This is a genomic window from Gordonia malaquae, assembly GCF_037148075.1.
GTDB lineage: Bacteria > Actinomycetota > Actinomycetes > Mycobacteriales > Mycobacteriaceae > Gordonia > Gordonia malaquae.
This window is the reverse complement of the sequence record NZ_JBBCUB010000008.1, coordinates 81,945-97,764: the sequence shown is the minus strand read 5'-3', so window position 1 is coordinate 97,764 and position 15,820 is coordinate 81,945. Positions and strand designations below refer to the sequence as shown.

Genomic DNA, 15,820 nt, shown 5'->3' with positions numbered 1-15,820 from the left:
CAACAAACAAGGGGTCCCGCATGACGACATCAACCACTCAATCCACGCCACGCACCGACGTCACCACCGCCCGCACCTGGGCCGCCGAACCCATCCGGCACATGACCGACGCGGCAGGAATGGCCGACTACCTCGCCACCCAGCTCGAAGGCCTCACCCGACTCGCCGAGCACACCACCAGCGAGATCCTCGGCCCGCACGTCACCTGCGAGATCCAGACCGCCGCCGAAGCCTGCACGAGCCCCGCGATCGCCATCCAATGGCGCGACGCCTTCGCCGACCTCGTCTGCGCCGACCACGCCGCACAGGCCCACGCCAACGGCATCACCGTCGTCTACGGCCGCCGCCACGACGGCGCCACCACCTGAACCAGGAGAACCCCTCACGCATGTCTGAACTCATCTACGTCTTCGAAGGCGACGACCACGAACGCGAAACACTGACCGCCGACTCCGAAGCCGACGCCCGCACCCAATGCGCCGACGCATTCAACGACCGCTACTCCTGCGACTGCGACGGCCGCGGCGGCAACCACACCGACGACTGCTCACGCGGAACCTACGACGGCACCGAGTTCGATCTGATCGGCACCTACCGCGGCAACATCGACGACCCAGACACCTGGACCAGAGCCTCCTGATGGACGTCTTCATGAACCGGGCGCAAGTCGAAGACCGCGCCGGTCTCGCGCGCGGCTCGCTGTCCAAGGTGGCCAAGCCGCCGGTGGCCGTGGTCATCGGCCCGATCAACCCGGACGGCTCGATCCCACGCGGAACAGTCGTGGGCTACGACCCTGACGACGTCGAGAAATGGGTGCGCGAACGCAGTAGGCAACGCGGGCGCCCCAAAAAGAAGACAAATACCCTGCCATAGGGTAATAATGGTGGGAGTCCAGCCCAAAGGAGCCACACATGTCCACCACCACACCCACCCGCTTCCAGATCACCCAGGCCGAAAACCGCGCCGCCGCAGCCGCAATCCTCGACAGCCCCTATCCCAAGAACTACATCGACGGCACCGTCTTCGAAGGCCGCAGCTGGGAATACACGTCAGCCTTCGCCGACGAACTCGCCTCGCGCAGCGACCACCTCACCCGCGACCAGTGGGGGATCGTCGTCAGTGCGGTGGGCAAGGGACTCCCCGTAGTCATCGACACTCGCGAAAACCTCGGCGTCCGCCGCGGCACGTACATCATCGAGCACTTCGCGCACCCCACCAGCACTCACGCCGGATTTCTCCGCGTGCGCACCTGGGGCTTCGCCTTCAATCAGCACATCGCCGACATCGTCAACCTGTCCATGCCCACCGCCGACTTCCTCGACAACTAACGTGCCACCGACCACCGCCCTCGCCGCCGCCGACAACGACGGCGGCGAGGACCTGATGACAGCGATCGCCCACATGTCAGCCAAGGCCTGCGACGCCAAGCACGGAACCCGAATCGCCGACCACTTCGAGAACACCGACGACCCCGAGTCGACGTGACGGCCACACGGCCAGCATTCGACCCAGGCCCTGGTGGCACCCGAGCGGGCACCGTGCACGCTCGCAAGTGTCCTGCCGGACATGCGGTGAGCTGCACAAACGCGGCATGTAGCCACAGAAAGGCCCGTGTAGTCCAAACGGATTACACAGGTGCGCGCCCCGACCTCACACGAGGCCGGGGCGCCTTTCTGTTCCCACAGAAGGCCGCCACGCATCGCGTAGAAAATGTCCGCGAAAAGTACGCTGACAGCATTCGCCATGGTTCGCGTTCAAATTTTGCTACGATGCGAATCATGACCAGAACCGCACCGCCGGAGACCCTCGGGAACGCAGTGCGGGCACGCCGCGAAGAACTGGGCCTGACCTATCAGCAGATCGCCGAACAGGGCGGCCCCTCATCGCCGACGATGCTCACCATCGAACAAGGGCGCCGCGGCAAGCTACGCCCGGCAACCCTCGCCAAGCTCGACCGCGTCCTGGGCTGGGAACCAGGGACCGCCGAAAGCTACACCAGCGCCAACCCCACCGACGAACAGGTCAGTCCACCCGACGCCGACCGAGTCGCCGTCCTTCACGACGCCTTCCACACCCTCGCGAACACCCCCGGATCGGAGGACGCGGCGAGCGCGGCGCTCGACATGCTCGCTCACGCCGTGGTCCCTCGGCTGCTGCACAACATCCAACGACTCAGCGCAGACCACCTCTACCGCCTGCCCGCCGACGAGATCGTCTCCCTCGACGCCCTCGTCTCGGAGCTGCACGATGACCCGGCCCGGACCGCCGAATCAGAGGAAGCCGCACGCACCGTCGCGCACCTACCCGATGGCCGCACCATCTCCCTGCGGCGGCTGCGCGAAGAGCGAGGATGGTCGCAGCAGGAACTCGCAGAGAACGTCACAAGCAAAGGCAAAGGCAAGCCAGTGAGCGTGGCGGCGATCAGCGGCATCGAAACGGGCTATCGCGGACCGGGCAAAGAACTCGCCAGGGCATTGGAAAAGGCCTATGCACTGCCCGCTGGAGCTATTCAGAAACAGTGGTAACCAGCCGAGACACCCGCGCTTAGTCGCCCGGTCGACACGATGTGAACGCCGCGCCCCGAACAGCCTTGTCAGTCGGATACCGACGCTGGTAATCGAGGAAATCGGCGGCCGCCGTCTGCGGGTCGACCGGCTCGCCCCACCGCTCCCGAGCTTCAGCGATCACCGCCTTCGTCGAATGCGGCGACACCGTGAACAAGCGCATGGCGACCACGATGCCCGTGGTCGAATCCACGACGACCACCGACAGCGCCAGATGATCACCACCACGGTCGACAGCCCAATCCGGGAAGTCAGATCCGACCTGACGGAAACCGGGGATCTCCACCGACACCCCTTGCGCCAGGTACTGCAGCGTCACGACAATCACGCCCCGGTGGGCGTTGAAATGCACCCGCGTCAGCGGACCCCACGAGTCGATCTCCTCAACGGTGATACCCGGCTGGCTGATCAGCAACATCCCGTTGGTCGTGCCCCAGTGCGTGCCCTGCGTGCGGCCGATCTCGGTGTCAGGAAACGGCTGGCCGACAGCGACCGCCATCATCTTCTCGGTGCTCATGCGCCGAAGCCTATCCGCCGCCGCCGACACCACGTGCCGCCAACGACGACGATGGCCGCATCCGGCGAACGGATGCGGCCATCGCTGTGCTGTGCGAGAGGAAGGGCTCAGTCCCGGAAGCTGTCGATGATCGACGACGTGTTCGCTGGATTCTCCTGGAGTCGAATCCGGGCGGTATTCAACGCGCGTTCGCGCCCGCCGTCGGGGTCGTCGTCGACCTTCGAGAAGACGACTACGTGCACACCCACACTGCCGCCAATCTTGATGATCCGACCTACGGCGACTTGGTCCTCGTCGGGCACTGGGGAGGGGATCAGCAGCAGCGCAGGCTCATACTTGGAGTCCGGGTCTTCGAGCCGGTCTGTGAGTGTGCGGTCAGCTTCGGCGACGTTATCAACGATGATCATGAATAGCTCTCTTCTCGATCGCCCAGGCAAAGCCCCGGGCAGGGTGCGGATGGCTCCGGGGCCGCTTCAATAGGGGAAGTCGTGGACTGTGTACGCATCGGCTTCTGTCGAGACGGCTGCCTGGTCGATGAGGGTCCACACGTACTCGCGAACGCTGTGTCGTATCGCTGCTGGATCTGCGTCTTTGTCCTCGGGGAACTCAGAACGCCATGCGTCCACGTCGACATCGACGGTCAACTCGATCCGCACTTTCATGGGCAGTCCTCAGCGTCGTTCTCGAATCAGGCAGTTCGCAGTGTGGACTCTATCGGTCGTCGACGACGGAAACGGTGACGTCGTCCTGGCCGCCGGTGAGGATGATCTTCACCTCGCCGTTGGGTTCGACTACGGTGGCGACTTCGACGGCCGAGGCCCCGTTGATGAGGACATCGATCCCGGCGAAAGGGCCTTCGCCTTTGACGGTACCGGTGTCAGTGTCGACATTGGTCGTCCCGTAGGTCAGGTACTGGATCTTCATCGAGCGACCAGCTCGTCGGCCTGCTCGATCGTGTGGTTGTCGGTCATGTCGTGGTCCTTCGTCGCGGAGATCAGAGCAAGATCCCCGTGCCGTCGATCCACGTGTGGATCATCGCGATGCCGCCGAGGCCGAACAGCCAGGCCGCCAAAGATGCCAACCACGAGGATGGCCACGATGGCCTTGGCGCCGTTCATGATCGTGGCTTCGTTGTGCATGGGGAACTCCCTTCAGTGCTGGTGTAGATGGTGGTTGTAGGTGGCGATGACCGGCTCGGGAAGTCCACCGAGATACGGCCGCTGCTGGTGGAGATCGAGGACGGCGACGCCGACGGACGTGTCGTCGGCCTGGTCGCGGTTGTCGAGCAGAACTGTTCCGGCGAGGCCTCTGCCTCGTGCGCGCAGCGGCCGGGAGAAGATCTGGACGTCTCCGCGCTCGTTGACGACGCTGTCGCCCTTCTCGACGACCTTCCCGGTCTTGACATCGATCGGGATCAGCTTCATCGGGCGTAGCCCTCTGCGAGGTTGTCGATCGAGCCAAGTCCGCGGTCGCCGAAGCTGGGGGAGCAGTGGCCGCAGCTGTTGCACAGCAGCATCGGGACTGTTTCGCGTGCGGTGACGGTTGTGGTCTGGGCGCTGCCGAGGCTGAATGGGTTCGGCCCGGTAGCGCCGGGAATCCAGACGGTGGCCTTGCTCGGCGCGTATCGGTACTCCCAGCTCAGCGTCAGATCGCCGCCTCCGCAGCGGACGCAGGTCCCGTCGAACGGCGACGGGTCGGGAAGCTCAGCCGCTGTCATTCGTCCGGCCAGGGCCTTGAAGGTCGCGGCGACCTGGTCAGGCAGTCCACCGAGGTACTGCTTGTTGTCGTCGAGGTCGAGGACGGCCAGGTTGGCGACCTTGTCGTACACGGGGTGGCTGCCCAGCAGGTGGATCTTGCCTGAGTGCCCTTCGCCTCGCGCGAGGGCTGGCTTGACGAATTCGCGGTTGTCGCCGCGGAAGTCGACCACGATGTCGCCGTTCTCGACGACCTTTCCGGTGTTGGTATCGATGGCGATGAGTCTCATGGGGTGTTGTCCTCTTTTCTGGTCAGGCGTTGATGGTGCGGTAGGTCGGGTCGGCGCCGTAGCGGCGGCCGAACGCGGCGCGGATCAGGTCGATCTCGGCGGGCGTCTGCGGTCGGGCCGGGCCCTCGGGGATCGCTGCGGTGATCGCTTCGTCGGACAGGTCGACGGTGTACGGGCCGGTGTCGGCGCGGGTGGAGGCATCGGCGGCGAGCTTGGCGGCGAGCGAGTCCTGGTTGCTCTCGTCCAAGAACCAGGTGCGCGGGTCAGTGGTGGTCACAGGGTGTCCTTTCGACAGTGAATCGATACTGATAATACCGCACGGAACAGGGTGGGGTGGGGCACCCACGCGCCGAGAGTCCTTGCCACTTCGGCGGCCCCGTGGGCCCGCGGTCTACTCGTCGTCGATGAGCGTGTAGTCGGCCCAGCCGAGGGCGGCGGTCCCGGACTCGATCAGGTCGTTGACGATGGCGTCCTGCTGTTGTTCGGTGGCGTCGCCGTTGTACGGGCTGGCGGCGAGCAGGCGCTGAACGGCGTCGGCGATGGCTGCGTCGGTGTCGTCGTCGGTGAGGCGGTCGGCGCTGTGGTCGAACTGGCCGTGGCGGATGTGTTCGCGGATGGTCAGGATGGTGGTCATGGTGTGTCCTTTCGAGCAGGTTACCGAATGAAACTGTGGTGATAGTATCACACGGAATCGATGGGGTGGCAAGACACAAAAATAGGGGCGGTCCGCCAGCATCAATCGCCAACAAACCGCCCCAACACCGCACCCCGTCTACGTGGCGCCGACGACCACACCACCGTCCCCGGCAACCCGCCGACCGCCCCGGCGCCGCACAATCCCACGATCAGGAAACAGCGGCACCGGCACCGACGGCGTACGCCACCACCGGCCCACCACACACCCCGCACCCAACAGCACCACCGTGCACCCGACCATCACCACGTACGGATGACCGAACGGCTGCACAAACGCCAACGTGTCGTACAGGATGTGCGCGCCGATCAACCCGAGCAGCACTCGCCCAGTCGGCCACCGCCAGTAGATGACGGCCAACCCGATCGCCCACGGCACCAGGAACACCGTCTCCCACTGGTAGTACAGGTGGTACGCGACCCGCAGCACCACCAAGATCGGCAGCGCCACCGCGAACCGGACGCCGATCGACTTCATCAGGAACACCGGGACGGCCAGGACCAGAATCTCCTCGCCAACACCGGCCCTCACAACGGTCAGGGCGATCTCCACGGGCGTGATGCCGCCGCCGGTCATACCGGTGTTGTTGCCGAGCATGTGCTTGATCACGATCCCGAGCATCGTCAACGACATGGCCATCCCGGCGACCGCGAGCGTCAACGACCACGGCGTACGCTCCTGCGACCACGGCCACCGCAGCATCCGCCCCCGCACCATGGCGACCGCAGCGACGCACGCCACGAGCGTCACCAGGAACCACGTCACCTCGCCACCGAGGTCAGAGGACGCCTCGATGCGGCCACCGGGCACCGTCGACCACGAGTCGATGCTCGTCTGAATCGAGAGGCCGTAGGCCGCCCCGTACGCCATCAGTGCGACCGTCAGGGCGGCCGCCCACTCCGGCCACCACCGGTCGGTGCGCTTGACCACCTCAGATCTCCCCGATGAACAGGGACGTCAACGCGGGCCCGGGCAGCCCGTTGTGGTCACCACGCGGCCGCATCCGGTACTGCGCGAGCTTCCACCGCAGCGCGTTGCGCCAATCCAGGTTCGCGTCCCGCTCGGTCTCGTAGCGCTCCAGCAGCTCCAAGAACCGCGGCGACATCTCCATCAGCGCGTCCTCGGCCTGCGCCTGCGACCCGAACTCCTCGATCGCCAGCTCATCGAACCCGGCGATGAAGTCACGCTGCAGCCCGGCCGAGACCGTCAGCTTGTCCAGCTCCTCACCCAGGGCGATCTCCCGGAACCTCGCCACGTCGGCCGTGCTGTACCCGGCCACCGCGTGCTGGATCTGCTTGTCCGAGCACCCCAACGCGATCGCCGCCCGCAACGCGTGATTGCGCTGCGCGGTCGCCAGCTTATTGTCGGCGTCGGTGTTGCGGCGCCGTTTGAGGACCGTCGACCAATGCCCGAGCGTCGAGAGCGCAATGTAGAGCGCCGGAGGGACCTCGTCGTCAGCGACAGTGATCCAGGAGCGTTGAGTGAAGTACTCCACCGCGGCCCGCCTTTCATGTGTGGTTACAGGTCGTCCCGGCACCCGGATGCGTGTGCGATGACAGCACATCCGAGGGCCGGGACGGCACAGCGCGTTCAGACCATCTGATCGACGAGTCAGAGCGTCGGCAGCTGATTGATACCGGTCGGCTCAGGAGCGGGAGTCCGGGTGGGCACACCGCCCTGGACCGGACGCCATTCGACGGTCGTCCCGTCCAGCTCGACGGCCGGAGCGAACTGCGTCTCGCTGGTGTCGACGTCGTACGGGTTGATCGGTGCACGCATCGGGTTCAGTTCCCCGACGATCGGTGCGCCGCCACTCTGGGGGAGCGCAGTGCTGGGCACCGACGCCTGCCCGGCCGGAGCCTGCGAGGCTTGCGCGGAGGTCCCGAAGTTGAGGGTGTACCCGGGCGGCGGGCCCACCGCCGGTTCGGCCGGAGCCGCCGGAGCCGCAGGAGCGGCAGGAGCGGGGGGAGTGGCCGGGGCCATCATCGGGGCGACCTGATCCTGGACCACCGGCGCACCCGCCGCCGGTGCCTGCGGCGCCTGCGGTGCGGCGGCGGCCTGTGCTGCCAGTGCGGCATCCTCGGCAGGAGAACCCCCACGCTGGTAACCAGTCACCGGCGGCAGCTCCTCACCGACCACCGTGAACCGCACACCAGGCGCGAGATACACCGACAGATCCTGGCGGGGCAGCTGCACCGACGCCGACTCGTGCACGAACAGCCGCTGCGGGAACACCTGCGGTGACGGCGACTGGGAGACCGGCGCGGCGGCCTCGTCGACGATGATCAGCGAATTCTGGTGCGCGACGACCTCGGCATTGGCGCTCAGCACGATCACGCGAGCCATATCGGTGATCCACGCGGTCGCCGACTGCGTGAGGGTGATCGAAGCGGTACCGAAGCCCGACCCGGTCACCGAGTCGTAGGCGTAGACGGTCGCCTCGTCGCGGGCCAGGAACCGGCCACGCCCGTAGAAGGTGCCCTGTGCTCGGCCGTGCAGGACGACGCTGTAGTCACCGAAGGACACCACGCGCGCCTCGTCGGCCGCGACGACGTCGACGCGCCCGTAGGTCGTGGCCTTGCCGTTGCCGGTGATGAACACGCGGGTGGGGGACTGGTCACTGTCGGCGGGCGGACCGTAGACCGTCGCCGACCCCCCGGCGGACACGGTCACACGCAGCGGCTGATCCAGGATCGCCTTCTCGCCGTCGCCGACGATGACCCAGTCGTTGACCGACAGGATCGTCGTCTGGTCGCCGGTCTCGGGCAGCACCGCGCTCAGCAGAACGCCTTCGTAGTCGGCAACGCCGCCGCGGATCGCCGCGTGCAGTGTCTTCTTCTCGTCCATGAAACCCTTCACTTTCCAGTGGTTGTTGATGACAAGTATTTCTCGGCGATCAACGGTGCACAACACGACACTATCGACACGACCGCCATGACGTAACCGATCTCCTTCGACTCCGAAAGGAACAGGTACGCGGTAAGAATGTGCGCCCCGATAACCCAGAGCGTGAAAACAGTATTGGCAACAGTCAACGTACGGCCATCGGGAAGACTCCCGGCAATGACCGCCGCCGCGCGCTGCGTAGTCACAGTCGACCCACAGAATGCAGATAGGCCCCCGCCGCCAACACCGAGTCATATCCGACCCGATCGCCACCGTGCGCTGCCGGATCGGCGCGCAGCAGAGCAGCCAGGTACAGGTCGCGGGGCTCGGTGGTGCCGGGCGCGCTGTAGGTGGTGAGGAACTCGATGGCACTGCGGGCTGTCATCCTGGCAGTGTGCGCGCCGACGAGCTGAGAGTGACTGCGTCCACCCCAGCTGGTGGTTCCGCCGAGGAACCCTTGGGCCCAGGGCTGCTCGCACAGGGCGAGGTAGAAGCGGCTGACCTGCGTGGCAAGCATCGCTTCGGCGGCGTGGGTGCGGTCGATGCCGTCGGTGATATCGGTCAGGGTCACGATGCCGTCGTTGATGGCGCGGCGATTCTGAGCGGTCGCGGCGTCGATGCCATTGCCCGCTGCGGTGCGTTGATCGGCGGCCAGGGCGGCGGCTTTGTCTTCGGCGTCGCTGATGGATGTCACGGTCGGCCAGGCGTCGTCGCTGCTGGTGCCGGTGATGAGAAATCCCAGCCGCAACAGGTCGGTGACGTGGTCAGCGGGCAGGGACGTGTGGACTCGCAGCCAGTGGCACAGAGTGGCCATTGCCGCGTAGTGATCGGCGATGCTGATGCAGAGTCTGCGGGCAAGGCGTGCCGATTCGTCGATAGCGGCATGGGCCGCTTGGTTCGGGTTACTCATCAACACCGTCATGTAGGTGATAGTAGCACACGGAATTTGTGTGTGGGTGAACCAATATTCCCACCGCCTACTTCCCGCGAACGGCCGTGATGTAGAACGGCCCGGTGCCCTCCACGGTCATCTCCTGACGCCACGACACAACCTCACCGGCGGCATCGAGATGCCGGATCGTCACGTCGTACACACCCGTCGACCCGGTCGGCGCAATCGACACACACCACACCGCATCACGAGGGATCGAATCAAGCCCGGACTTCAACGCCGCCGCCGACGCCACATACGGGCCAGGCCGAGTCATCGACACCATCGCCGCCGGATCACGCAACTGGAAGAATGCATGCTCGTAGGCCATGATCAGCCCCTTGGACGACGACCGATCACCAGCGGTCGCCCCCTGCATCCGACCTTCACTGTTGATCGCCGGACACGCCAACGGACCACCATCATCAACCGGCGACGACCCCACCTCGACGGCACCGCCGCCAGGCTCAGCCGCGGCCTGCTCCTCCTGCCCGCCCCCACGAGCCAACGCCCACAACCCCACCACGACCGCGACCACCGCGGCGACCGCGACCACACCGATCCCGATCCGCCGCCACATCACCCGATCAACCGCAGACCCGACCCGGGACACCGCCCCAGAGATCCGCGCCCCCACCCCCGGCCCCGACCGGGGCTCACGCGCGGGACGAGCCGAGCGACCAGGACGCGGCCGCACCGTCGACCGCTGCGGCAACGACAACTCCGACAGCCACTGCGGCATCGACCGACCTGGCCGCCCACCGCCAGCCTCTTCGTTGTTGCGCGCCCACGTGTTCGCTGGCAACCGCCCCATGACGACGTCCCCTTCTACAGATCTGGTTTCAACTCAGTACAACAGTCGACAAAGGCGGGCGCGCAACCATCAGATGGGCACGCCCGCCTCAGGGGTCGACCTACCGCCACCGCGCTCAGCGCAGCGGGGGAGCGGTGCGCACACGCACCTTCGGAGCCTTGCCCTTACCGTGATTGGACGGCTTGGCCTTGGTGATGTTGACGACCACCGGCGGCGGAGGAGGCTTGGGCAGCCACTTCGGCGCCGGAGGCAGCTTCGGACCCTGCGGCAGCTTCGGACCGTCCGGGACACCGTTGGTCCACGCCACGTGCACCCCCGGCTTGTCCTTCGTCGGACCCGACAGGTACGGCAGCCCGTACACCTCGATGTCAGCGACGACGAACGGAGGACCCTTGGTCAGCTCCGGCTTGCTGTCGCCACCACCATCGGGGCCCTTCGGCGCAGCCTTACCCGGCCCGGTCTGCGGACCCGACGGCTCAGCCGGACCATTGGCCGCAGGACCGCCCTGCGGATCACCCTGCGGAGCCGGACCCGGCGCCGGAGCCGGGGCTGGAGCCTGATCCGACGGTGCCGGACCCGAACCCTCACCCGACGGCCCGGTCTGCGGAGCCTGCGGATTCGGCGTCGGCGCAGTGTCCTGCCCGGGCGTGACCTTCGGCGCCTGCGGGTTGTCCGTCGACGGCCCGGACTTCGGCGCAGTCGGCGCGGTCGTACCCGGCGCGGTGGTGCCCGGAGCCGGGGTCTGGGTGCCCGGGGTCTGGGTGCCGGGGGTCTGCGGGTTCGACGTACCTGGTGCGGCCGTGCCCGGCGACTGCGGATTCGTCGCCCCCGGCTTGGTGACCTGCGGATTGTCGGTCTGGGGAGTCTCGGCCTGCGGCGTGGTCGTGCCCGGCGCCTGAGGACTCGGGTCGGCCGAAGCCACACCCTGACCCGCCAGCGTCGACGCTGCGATCCCCACCGCCACAGCCGCGGCCAGAGGCCGCTTCGACAGGTGCTTCATACTGTTCCTTCCATCTTTCATGGTTTCAGCCCCCCGAGGTGACAACGGGCCGACGACTATTATGCTACTGACCTGCGGAATCGTCCTTCTCAACGGGCAGGTCGGCAGGAATCTGAGGCTCAGGGAAGTCGACCTCGGCATCGTAGGGATACCCCGAACCAGGCAGCGACGCCCTCCACGGCCCGACACTGACCAGCAGCGGCCCCGCCGGATGCCCGGTCGTAAAACACTTGACCGGCGAAGAAAAACGCTTCCCCATCTTCGACATCAACGACAAATACTGCCCCGGAATAACCAACAGATTCCCCGCGGGCAATTCCCGACCCTCACGGTCAGTAATCGTCGTCGGACCAGCCGAACTCAACCGCGAACGAACACCGTCCAACGGGAACCTCGACATGTCCTCCAGCGGGAACGTGTGCTGGTTGTTCTGGCGGGTCTCGATGAGCAACCGAGCTACCCGCCCGTCATCATCGATCCGCACCGACACCAGCGAATCCTTGTCATCACGGGCAACCTCATTGAGGATCTCGACCAGCCACACCAGGTACGCCTGCGGCACCATCGCCGCAGTCCGCAGCTCACCGTTGCACATGATCGACATCGACGACGCCACAGCCGCATCAGTACTGACCCCCACCAGCACCTGCATCCGACCCTGGGGAGTGTCCACCCGATCGGTGTACAACACCACCCCATCCATACCCGGATTGTCACCCGGCTTACCGAGCGTTTCCCGCAACGTCAGAAGAAGTCCCCCCAACGATGCGGCCTGCACACTGATCTCGGCCAACGCGCCCCCGACCCTTCCTTGCAAGCCCCCACACCGTGTACGATCCACGGTGATAATGTCACCTAGCATCATAGCACGGAAGGCGGCCAGATACACGACATGAAACTCCGAATCTACGCCCTCATCAACGCCGCAATCATCGCCGCGATCTTCCTCCTACCCGGCCAATCCATAACCGCGGCAAACATCGCCGCAGAGACCGGACTACTCACCCGCGTCGGCGGCGAACACACCATCACCCTCACCTTCGCCAACGACATGGGCCTAGCCCTACCCAACATCGTCACCATCATCGGCGTTCTACTCATCGTCAACACTCTGATCGCCGTCGCCTATCAGCTACGATCAGTGCAGGCATAAACTGCACCGCAACGCCACGCGCGTCCAAGGGGGGAACAACACGTGAGCACAGACGTCACCGACATCGACGAAGATCAGATCAAAGACCTCGTAGCCAAGGTCGGACGACTCGTCGACGGCATCCACGGCCAGACCACCAAGATGAAAACCGTGGTCGACGCCCTCCACGCCCTACCCAACGTCGACCCCCGCATCGCGCCCGCACTCGCCGACAGCCGCACCAAGTTCAAAGAAGCCGTCGACGCCGCAGTCAAGATGGTCGCCAAACAGGCCGACCTCGCCGACGACACCACCAAAGCCATCAACGACCTCGTCAACAAGATCATCGACCGCGACAAGCAAGGCGCCCGCGAGATGACCGAGGAAGGCGGCGGCCGCGACCCCCGCGAAGGCAAGCCCGGCACCGACAAGAAATCCGGCCCACCGGCCACCGACGACCCCGACGCCACCGGCGGCCGCGGCCCCGCCGTCCAACCGCCCGCACCGGCAACCGAACCGCCACCCAACAGCGGCGGCCGCGGACCCGAAGTCCCGGGCACCGGCGTCAACCCCACACCCCACACCGGCGTCGAAGGCACCGGACAACCAGGCTCATCCAGCAGTGACGGCTCCACCCCAGGACACCCCAAGTCCAGCTACGACCCCAAGACCGGGACCTGGAACAACATCTAACCGCCCACACACTGCACACCTAGGACACAGCCATGGCACCCCGCGTAGAACTCGACGCAACAACCGTCGCCGACGCCACCGCGACCGCAGGCACCAAAGCCAGCGACATCGCCGACCGCTTCAAAGAAGACAAGGGCACCGCGAAAACCGTCAAAGGCGCACTCGGCAAGCTCAACAGCAAAACCGGCTCCGACCTCACCGACGCCCGCGGCACCCTCGACAAGACCAACACCGGCGCCCGCAAACTCGAAGCCGCCGACGCCACCGGCGCCAGCCGCATCAACAGCATCACCGGAACCACCCCGACGATCGCCCCGAGCCCCGGCACCACCGGCGCCCTGACGACCTCACCGGCGAACTTCTCGATGCCCCAGATGGCCGGAGCACTCGCCCAGAACATGGCGATGCCCATGATGAGCGCCGCCACCCAAGCACCGATGATGGCCGCCCAAGCGACCATGCAGCCCGCCGGATACGCCCTGACCCCCGATCAGCAGGCCGCCCTGCTCGCCGCAGCCTCAGAATCAGGCACCACCACCCCCGGCGACAACCGCGCCACACCCATGGCCGCACTCTCGGGCAACAGCGGCAAAATCGGCGACCTCGCCAAACAGCTCGCCTCCCAGAACATCCCCTACGCCTGGGGCGGCGGCAGCCTCGAAGGCCCCACCAAAGGCATCAGCGACGGCGGCGGCGCCGCCGACGCCCACGGCGACATGAACAAAACCGGCTTCGACTGCTCAGGCCTCTCGCGCTACATGGTCCACCAGACCACCGGCGTCGAAATCCCCCGAACATCCGAAGCCCAATACGCCGCCTCCGTCGACGTCACCGACCCCAAACCAGGCGACCTCGTCTTCCCCAAATCCAGCTTCAACGGCGGCGGACCCGGCCACGTCCAGGTCTACCTCGGCGACGGCAAAGTCATCCACGCACCACAATCCGGCGACATCGTCCGCATCGACAACCTCGGACCCGACGCCATCATCAAGCGCCCCCAGGGCGTCAGCTAACCAGGCCAACCACGAGACCGGGGGAACCAGCTCATGGCCGACACACTCACCGAGCACGAACAGCGGCTGCTCGACACGCCCAACGGGGACGACGGCCCATGGGAGCGGTGCCCGGAGCAGGACTACTGCCACTGGTGCGACGAGAGCCTCGCCCACGCCGACGACGTCAGCGACGAGCAGACGGCAAGAACATAGGGGCAGTAGATGGCGGACACACTCACCGAGCACGAGCAACAGCTGCTCGACATGCTCAACGGACCCGACTGGGCCAACGGCCCATGGGAACGCTTCCCCGAGCAGGACCACGACGACCAGATCGCCTTCCGCGGCCAGCAATGCGACCGCACCGAATGCCACCACCCAGTGCACGCATTCCACCCAGAACCATCCCGCCACCTCGAATGGTTCGCCACCACGAAGCCGCAGGAGACCGATCGACATGCCTGACACCCTGACCGTCCGCCCGATCGGCGTCGGCTACGGCCGCACCCGCGGATACGCACCCGTCACCGTCACCCACGACGCACAAACACTCCTCGACCAGATCATCGACAACCTGGACTACGAGCCGCCGCAGACACCAAACCGAAACCCGCTGGGCTGCGCGAAGTACCCGTACATCGGGCGCCCCGGGACCGGCATGAACACGGTCACCCGCATCCCGCTGGACGTGGTCCGCACACTGCAGCTCCTCACCCAGCTCAACAGCGACACCCCATCGACCAGCACACCCTGGACATGGGCACGCGAGCACGACGACGCCGACACCATCGCACTCCAGGCACCACCGTGCGACCTCGACACCTGCACCGACCCGACGCACATGCTCCAACGGCGCCCCGGCTCAACCCGCCACATCAAACGCTTCCCCCGCCACACCGACACGACGAAGGCACGCCGATGAGCACCACGCCCGCCCCGCCGGTCGACGACACCGACGCGCCGATGTGCTGCGGCGTGGAAGCAGGAGCGCTCTACCGGTTCGCCTCCGTCTGCGGCCACGCCGACACCGATCACGCCACCATGCTCAGCATCGACGGCGACCCGATCTGCCTGGACTCACCCACCGGCGAACACCGCTGCGACCAGTGCGGCGACATCGTCTGCGACGACGCCGACGACGACCTCGACGACCTGGAAGAGGGCCTCCCATGAGCACGCTCGCTGGCCTGCAGAACGCCCTCGACCTGTACGGCGCCGCCGCCTACTGGGAACACGTCGCGACACGCTCGGCATCGTCGTCGCGGTCCGACGCCGAACGCGTGGCCGCGACACTGCGCGAGCAAGCCGTCGCCGCCGGATGCTCCGACGAGCAGCTCGACGACGCCGTCTCCCACACTGACCGCCTCGCCGCCACCCACCGCAAGCCACTCAGAGCCGAAGTGTCCTTCGACGAGTTCTGCCGCGTCAACGGCCTCTGACCAGCCCACGAGGAACGCCATGCGATCACTGCACGTCACCGACGAACGCCTCCACCCAGCCGACATCGACCGCGCCACCCCTGTCGAGTACCTCGACCAAGCCGCCGCCGACCGCGCCACCGTCATCCGCCGCGCCCTCCGCGGCCCCACCACCTAGCACCCGAAGGGGGA

The 15,820-nt window shown here is 66.3% G+C and carries 31 protein-coding genes; 15 read left to right on the top strand and 16 right to left on the bottom strand.

From position 1 onward, the window contains the following. The first annotated feature begins 20 nt into the window (after positions 1-20). The 6 genes from WFK36_RS21960 (at position 21) to WFK36_RS21935 (ending at position 2,525) form a co-directional block, all read left to right on the top strand. Positions 21-368 carry a hypothetical protein gene (locus WFK36_RS21960; protein ID WP_336794302.1) on the top strand — a complete coding sequence of 116 codons (348 nt, stop codon included), beginning with the start codon at positions 21-23 and terminating at the stop codon, positions 366-368. Positions 369-388: 20 nt separating this feature from the next. After that, the gene (locus WFK36_RS21955) at positions 389-640 is read left to right on the top strand and encodes a hypothetical protein (RefSeq protein WP_336794300.1); all 252 of its coding nucleotides are present in this window, start codon (positions 389-391) and stop codon (positions 638-640) included. An 11-nt stretch (positions 641-651) separates the two neighbouring features. Further along, positions 652-873, top strand: a complete 222-nt coding sequence (locus WFK36_RS21950; protein WP_336794299.1) for a hypothetical protein — start codon at positions 652-654, stop codon at positions 871-873. A 38-nt stretch (positions 874-911) separates the two neighbouring features. After that, positions 912-1,328 (top strand): hypothetical protein, encoded by a 417-nt coding sequence (locus WFK36_RS21945; RefSeq protein ID WP_336794298.1) that lies wholly within the window; start codon positions 912-914, stop codon positions 1,326-1,328. Between the two features lies 1 nt (position 1,329). After that, on the top strand, positions 1,330-1,485 hold the full coding sequence (locus WFK36_RS21940) for a hypothetical protein (protein ID WP_336794297.1): 156 nt from the start codon (positions 1,330-1,332) through the stop codon (positions 1,483-1,485). Between the two features lie 293 nt (positions 1,486-1,778). Beyond that, entirely contained in the window at positions 1,779-2,525 is a 747-nt protein-coding gene (locus WFK36_RS21935) for a helix-turn-helix transcriptional regulator (protein WP_336794296.1), read from the top strand. A gap of 19 nt (positions 2,526-2,544) precedes the next feature. Here the strand turns inward: WFK36_RS21935 and WFK36_RS21930 are convergent, their stop codons facing one another. The 16 genes from WFK36_RS21930 to WFK36_RS21855 form a co-directional block, all read right to left on the bottom strand. Next, positions 2,545-3,081 carry a hypothetical protein gene (locus tag WFK36_RS21930; RefSeq protein ID WP_336794295.1) on the bottom strand — a complete coding sequence of 179 codons (537 nt, stop codon included), beginning with the start codon at positions 3,079-3,081 and terminating at the stop codon, positions 2,545-2,547. 107 nt (positions 3,082-3,188) lie between these two features. Then, positions 3,189-3,488: a hypothetical protein gene (locus WFK36_RS21925; protein WP_336794294.1), complete on the bottom strand. Its 300-nt coding sequence runs from the start codon at positions 3,486-3,488 to the stop codon at positions 3,189-3,191. Positions 3,489-3,554: 66 nt separating this feature from the next. Continuing rightward, a complete protein-coding gene (locus tag WFK36_RS21920) occupies positions 3,555-3,743 on the bottom strand; it encodes a hypothetical protein (protein ID WP_336794292.1) in 189 nt (62 codons plus the stop codon). Positions 3,744-3,792: 49 nt separating this feature from the next. Next, positions 3,793-4,005, bottom strand: coding sequence for a hypothetical protein (locus WFK36_RS21915; RefSeq protein WP_336794291.1), 213 nt, complete (start codon positions 4,003-4,005; stop codon positions 3,793-3,795). Further along, the gene (locus WFK36_RS21910) at positions 4,002-4,220 is read right to left on the bottom strand and encodes a hypothetical protein (RefSeq protein WP_336794290.1); all 219 of its coding nucleotides are present in this window, start codon (positions 4,218-4,220) and stop codon (positions 4,002-4,004) included. Before WFK36_RS21910 ends, WFK36_RS21915 begins: the two co-directional genes overlap by 4 nt. A gap of 12 nt (positions 4,221-4,232) precedes the next feature. Beyond that, positions 4,233-4,505: a hypothetical protein gene (locus tag WFK36_RS21905; RefSeq protein ID WP_336794288.1), complete on the bottom strand. Its 273-nt coding sequence runs from the start codon at positions 4,503-4,505 to the stop codon at positions 4,233-4,235. After that, positions 4,502-5,065 carry a hypothetical protein gene (locus tag WFK36_RS21900; protein WP_336794286.1) on the bottom strand — a complete coding sequence of 188 codons (564 nt, stop codon included), beginning with the start codon at positions 5,063-5,065 and terminating at the stop codon, positions 4,502-4,504. Before WFK36_RS21900 ends, WFK36_RS21905 begins: the two co-directional genes overlap by 4 nt. 22 nt (positions 5,066-5,087) lie before the next feature. Beyond that, the gene (locus WFK36_RS21895; protein WP_336794284.1) at positions 5,088-5,342 is read right to left on the bottom strand and encodes a hypothetical protein; all 255 of its coding nucleotides are present in this window, start codon (positions 5,340-5,342) and stop codon (positions 5,088-5,090) included. A gap of 114 nt (positions 5,343-5,456) precedes the next feature. Further along, positions 5,457-5,699: a hypothetical protein gene (locus tag WFK36_RS21890; protein ID WP_336794283.1), complete on the bottom strand. Its 243-nt coding sequence runs from the start codon at positions 5,697-5,699 to the stop codon at positions 5,457-5,459. Positions 5,700-5,837: 138 nt separating this feature from the next. Beyond that, positions 5,838-6,689, bottom strand: coding sequence for a hypothetical protein (locus WFK36_RS21885; RefSeq protein WP_336794282.1), 852 nt, complete (start codon positions 6,687-6,689; stop codon positions 5,838-5,840). A 1-nt stretch (position 6,690) separates the two neighbouring features. Further along, a complete protein-coding gene (locus WFK36_RS21880) occupies positions 6,691-7,254 on the bottom strand; it encodes a hypothetical protein (RefSeq protein ID WP_336794281.1) in 564 nt (187 codons plus the stop codon). 116 nt (positions 7,255-7,370) lie between these two features. Next, positions 7,371-8,606, bottom strand: a complete 1,236-nt coding sequence (locus WFK36_RS21875; RefSeq protein WP_336794280.1) for a hypothetical protein — start codon at positions 8,604-8,606, stop codon at positions 7,371-7,373. Between the two features lie 241 nt (positions 8,607-8,847). Further along, positions 8,848-9,567 carry a hypothetical protein gene (locus WFK36_RS21870; RefSeq protein ID WP_336794278.1) on the bottom strand — a complete coding sequence of 240 codons (720 nt, stop codon included), beginning with the start codon at positions 9,565-9,567 and terminating at the stop codon, positions 8,848-8,850. A gap of 55 nt (positions 9,568-9,622) precedes the next feature. Then, positions 9,623-10,390 (bottom strand): DUF8176 domain-containing protein, encoded by a 768-nt coding sequence (locus tag WFK36_RS21865; protein ID WP_336794277.1) that lies wholly within the window; start codon positions 10,388-10,390, stop codon positions 9,623-9,625. A gap of 115 nt (positions 10,391-10,505) precedes the next feature. Beyond that, a complete protein-coding gene (locus tag WFK36_RS21860; protein ID WP_336794275.1) occupies positions 10,506-11,390 on the bottom strand; it encodes a hypothetical protein in 885 nt (294 codons plus the stop codon). A gap of 64 nt (positions 11,391-11,454) precedes the next feature. Next, positions 11,455-12,183, bottom strand: a complete 729-nt coding sequence (locus WFK36_RS21855; protein WP_336794273.1) for a hypothetical protein — start codon at positions 12,181-12,183, stop codon at positions 11,455-11,457. A 99-nt stretch (positions 12,184-12,282) separates the two neighbouring features. Here WFK36_RS21855 and WFK36_RS21850 point away from each other — a divergent pair, with 99 nt between their 5' ends. From WFK36_RS21850 to WFK36_RS21810, 9 genes are read left to right on the top strand one after another with little or no spacing between them, the layout of a single operon-like run. Beyond that, on the top strand, positions 12,283-12,543 hold the full coding sequence (locus WFK36_RS21850) for a hypothetical protein (RefSeq protein WP_336794271.1): 261 nt from the start codon (positions 12,283-12,285) through the stop codon (positions 12,541-12,543). A 42-nt stretch (positions 12,544-12,585) separates the two neighbouring features. Continuing rightward, positions 12,586-13,215: an ICP22 family protein gene (locus WFK36_RS21845; RefSeq protein WP_336794270.1), complete on the top strand. Its 630-nt coding sequence runs from the start codon at positions 12,586-12,588 to the stop codon at positions 13,213-13,215. Between the two features lie 32 nt (positions 13,216-13,247). Further along, positions 13,248-14,228 carry a C40 family peptidase gene (locus tag WFK36_RS21840; protein WP_336794269.1) on the top strand — a complete coding sequence of 327 codons (981 nt, stop codon included), beginning with the start codon at positions 13,248-13,250 and terminating at the stop codon, positions 14,226-14,228. Between the two features lie 33 nt (positions 14,229-14,261). Then, entirely contained in the window at positions 14,262-14,423 is a 162-nt protein-coding gene (locus WFK36_RS21835; RefSeq protein ID WP_336794268.1) for a hypothetical protein, read from the top strand. Between the two features lie 9 nt (positions 14,424-14,432). After that, positions 14,433-14,675, top strand: coding sequence for a hypothetical protein (locus WFK36_RS21830; protein WP_336794267.1), 243 nt, complete (start codon positions 14,433-14,435; stop codon positions 14,673-14,675). Beyond that, the gene (locus tag WFK36_RS21825; RefSeq protein ID WP_336794265.1) at positions 14,668-15,132 is read left to right on the top strand and encodes a hypothetical protein; all 465 of its coding nucleotides are present in this window, start codon (positions 14,668-14,670) and stop codon (positions 15,130-15,132) included. Before WFK36_RS21830 ends, WFK36_RS21825 begins: the two co-directional genes overlap by 8 nt. Further along, the gene (locus WFK36_RS21820; protein ID WP_336794263.1) at positions 15,129-15,383 is read left to right on the top strand and encodes a hypothetical protein; all 255 of its coding nucleotides are present in this window, start codon (positions 15,129-15,131) and stop codon (positions 15,381-15,383) included. The genes WFK36_RS21825 and WFK36_RS21820 overlap by 4 nt, the downstream gene beginning before the upstream one ends. Continuing rightward, a complete protein-coding gene (locus WFK36_RS21815; RefSeq protein ID WP_336794261.1) occupies positions 15,380-15,649 on the top strand; it encodes a hypothetical protein in 270 nt (89 codons plus the stop codon). The genes WFK36_RS21820 and WFK36_RS21815 overlap by 4 nt, the downstream gene beginning before the upstream one ends. Positions 15,650-15,668: 19 nt before the next feature. After that, complete coding sequence (locus WFK36_RS21810; protein ID WP_336794260.1) at positions 15,669-15,806, top strand: hypothetical protein; 138 nt, start codon at positions 15,669-15,671, stop codon at positions 15,804-15,806. Positions 15,807-15,820: the final 14 nt, after the last annotated feature.

Coding starts and splice junctions, on each gene's coding strand:
- WFK36_RS21960 (WP_336794302.1), top strand. CDS start 21: ATGACGACATCAACCACTCAATCCACGCCACGCACCGACGTCACCACC.
- WFK36_RS21955 (WP_336794300.1), top strand. CDS start 389: ATGTCTGAACTCATCTACGTCTTCGAAGGCGACGACCACGAACGCGAA.
- WFK36_RS21950 (WP_336794299.1), top strand. CDS start 652: ATGAACCGGGCGCAAGTCGAAGACCGCGCCGGTCTCGCGCGCGGCTCG.
- WFK36_RS21945 (WP_336794298.1), top strand. CDS start 912: ATGTCCACCACCACACCCACCCGCTTCCAGATCACCCAGGCCGAAAAC.
- WFK36_RS21935 (WP_336794296.1), top strand. CDS start 1,779: ATGACCAGAACCGCACCGCCGGAGACCCTCGGGAACGCAGTGCGGGCA.
- WFK36_RS21930 (WP_336794295.1), bottom strand. CDS start 3,081: ATGAGCACCGAGAAGATGATGGCGGTCGCTGTCGGCCAGCCGTTTCCT.
- WFK36_RS21925 (WP_336794294.1), bottom strand. CDS start 3,488: ATGATCATCGTTGATAACGTCGCCGAAGCTGACCGCACACTCACAGAC.
- WFK36_RS21920 (WP_336794292.1), bottom strand. CDS start 3,743: ATGAAAGTGCGGATCGAGTTGACCGTCGATGTCGACGTGGACGCATGG.
- WFK36_RS21915 (WP_336794291.1), bottom strand. CDS start 4,005: ATGAAGATCCAGTACCTGACCTACGGGACGACCAATGTCGACACTGAC.
- WFK36_RS21910 (WP_336794290.1), bottom strand. CDS start 4,220: ATGCACAACGAAGCCACGATCATGAACGGCGCCAAGGCCATCGTGGCC.
- WFK36_RS21905 (WP_336794288.1), bottom strand. CDS start 4,505: ATGAAGCTGATCCCGATCGATGTCAAGACCGGGAAGGTCGTCGAGAAG.
- WFK36_RS21900 (WP_336794286.1), bottom strand. CDS start 5,065: ATGAGACTCATCGCCATCGATACCAACACCGGAAAGGTCGTCGAGAAC.
- WFK36_RS21890 (WP_336794283.1), bottom strand. CDS start 5,699: ATGACCACCATCCTGACCATCCGCGAACACATCCGCCACGGCCAGTTC.
- WFK36_RS21875 (WP_336794280.1), bottom strand. CDS start 8,606: ATGGACGAGAAGAAGACACTGCACGCGGCGATCCGCGGCGGCGTTGCC.
- WFK36_RS21870 (WP_336794278.1), bottom strand. CDS start 9,567: ATGACGGTGTTGATGAGTAACCCGAACCAAGCGGCCCATGCCGCTATC.
- WFK36_RS21865 (WP_336794277.1), bottom strand. CDS start 10,390: ATGGGGCGGTTGCCAGCGAACACGTGGGCGCGCAACAACGAAGAGGCT.
- WFK36_RS21860 (WP_336794275.1), bottom strand. CDS start 11,390: ATGAAGCACCTGTCGAAGCGGCCTCTGGCCGCGGCTGTGGCGGTGGGG.
- WFK36_RS21850 (WP_336794271.1), top strand. CDS start 12,283: ATGAAACTCCGAATCTACGCCCTCATCAACGCCGCAATCATCGCCGCG.
- WFK36_RS21840 (WP_336794269.1), top strand. CDS start 13,248: ATGGCACCCCGCGTAGAACTCGACGCAACAACCGTCGCCGACGCCACC.
- WFK36_RS21835 (WP_336794268.1), top strand. CDS start 14,262: ATGGCCGACACACTCACCGAGCACGAACAGCGGCTGCTCGACACGCCC.
- WFK36_RS21830 (WP_336794267.1), top strand. CDS start 14,433: ATGGCGGACACACTCACCGAGCACGAGCAACAGCTGCTCGACATGCTC.
- WFK36_RS21825 (WP_336794265.1), top strand. CDS start 14,668: ATGCCTGACACCCTGACCGTCCGCCCGATCGGCGTCGGCTACGGCCGC.
- WFK36_RS21820 (WP_336794263.1), top strand. CDS start 15,129: ATGAGCACCACGCCCGCCCCGCCGGTCGACGACACCGACGCGCCGATG.
- WFK36_RS21815 (WP_336794261.1), top strand. CDS start 15,380: ATGAGCACGCTCGCTGGCCTGCAGAACGCCCTCGACCTGTACGGCGCC.
- WFK36_RS21810 (WP_336794260.1), top strand. CDS start 15,669: ATGCGATCACTGCACGTCACCGACGAACGCCTCCACCCAGCCGACATC.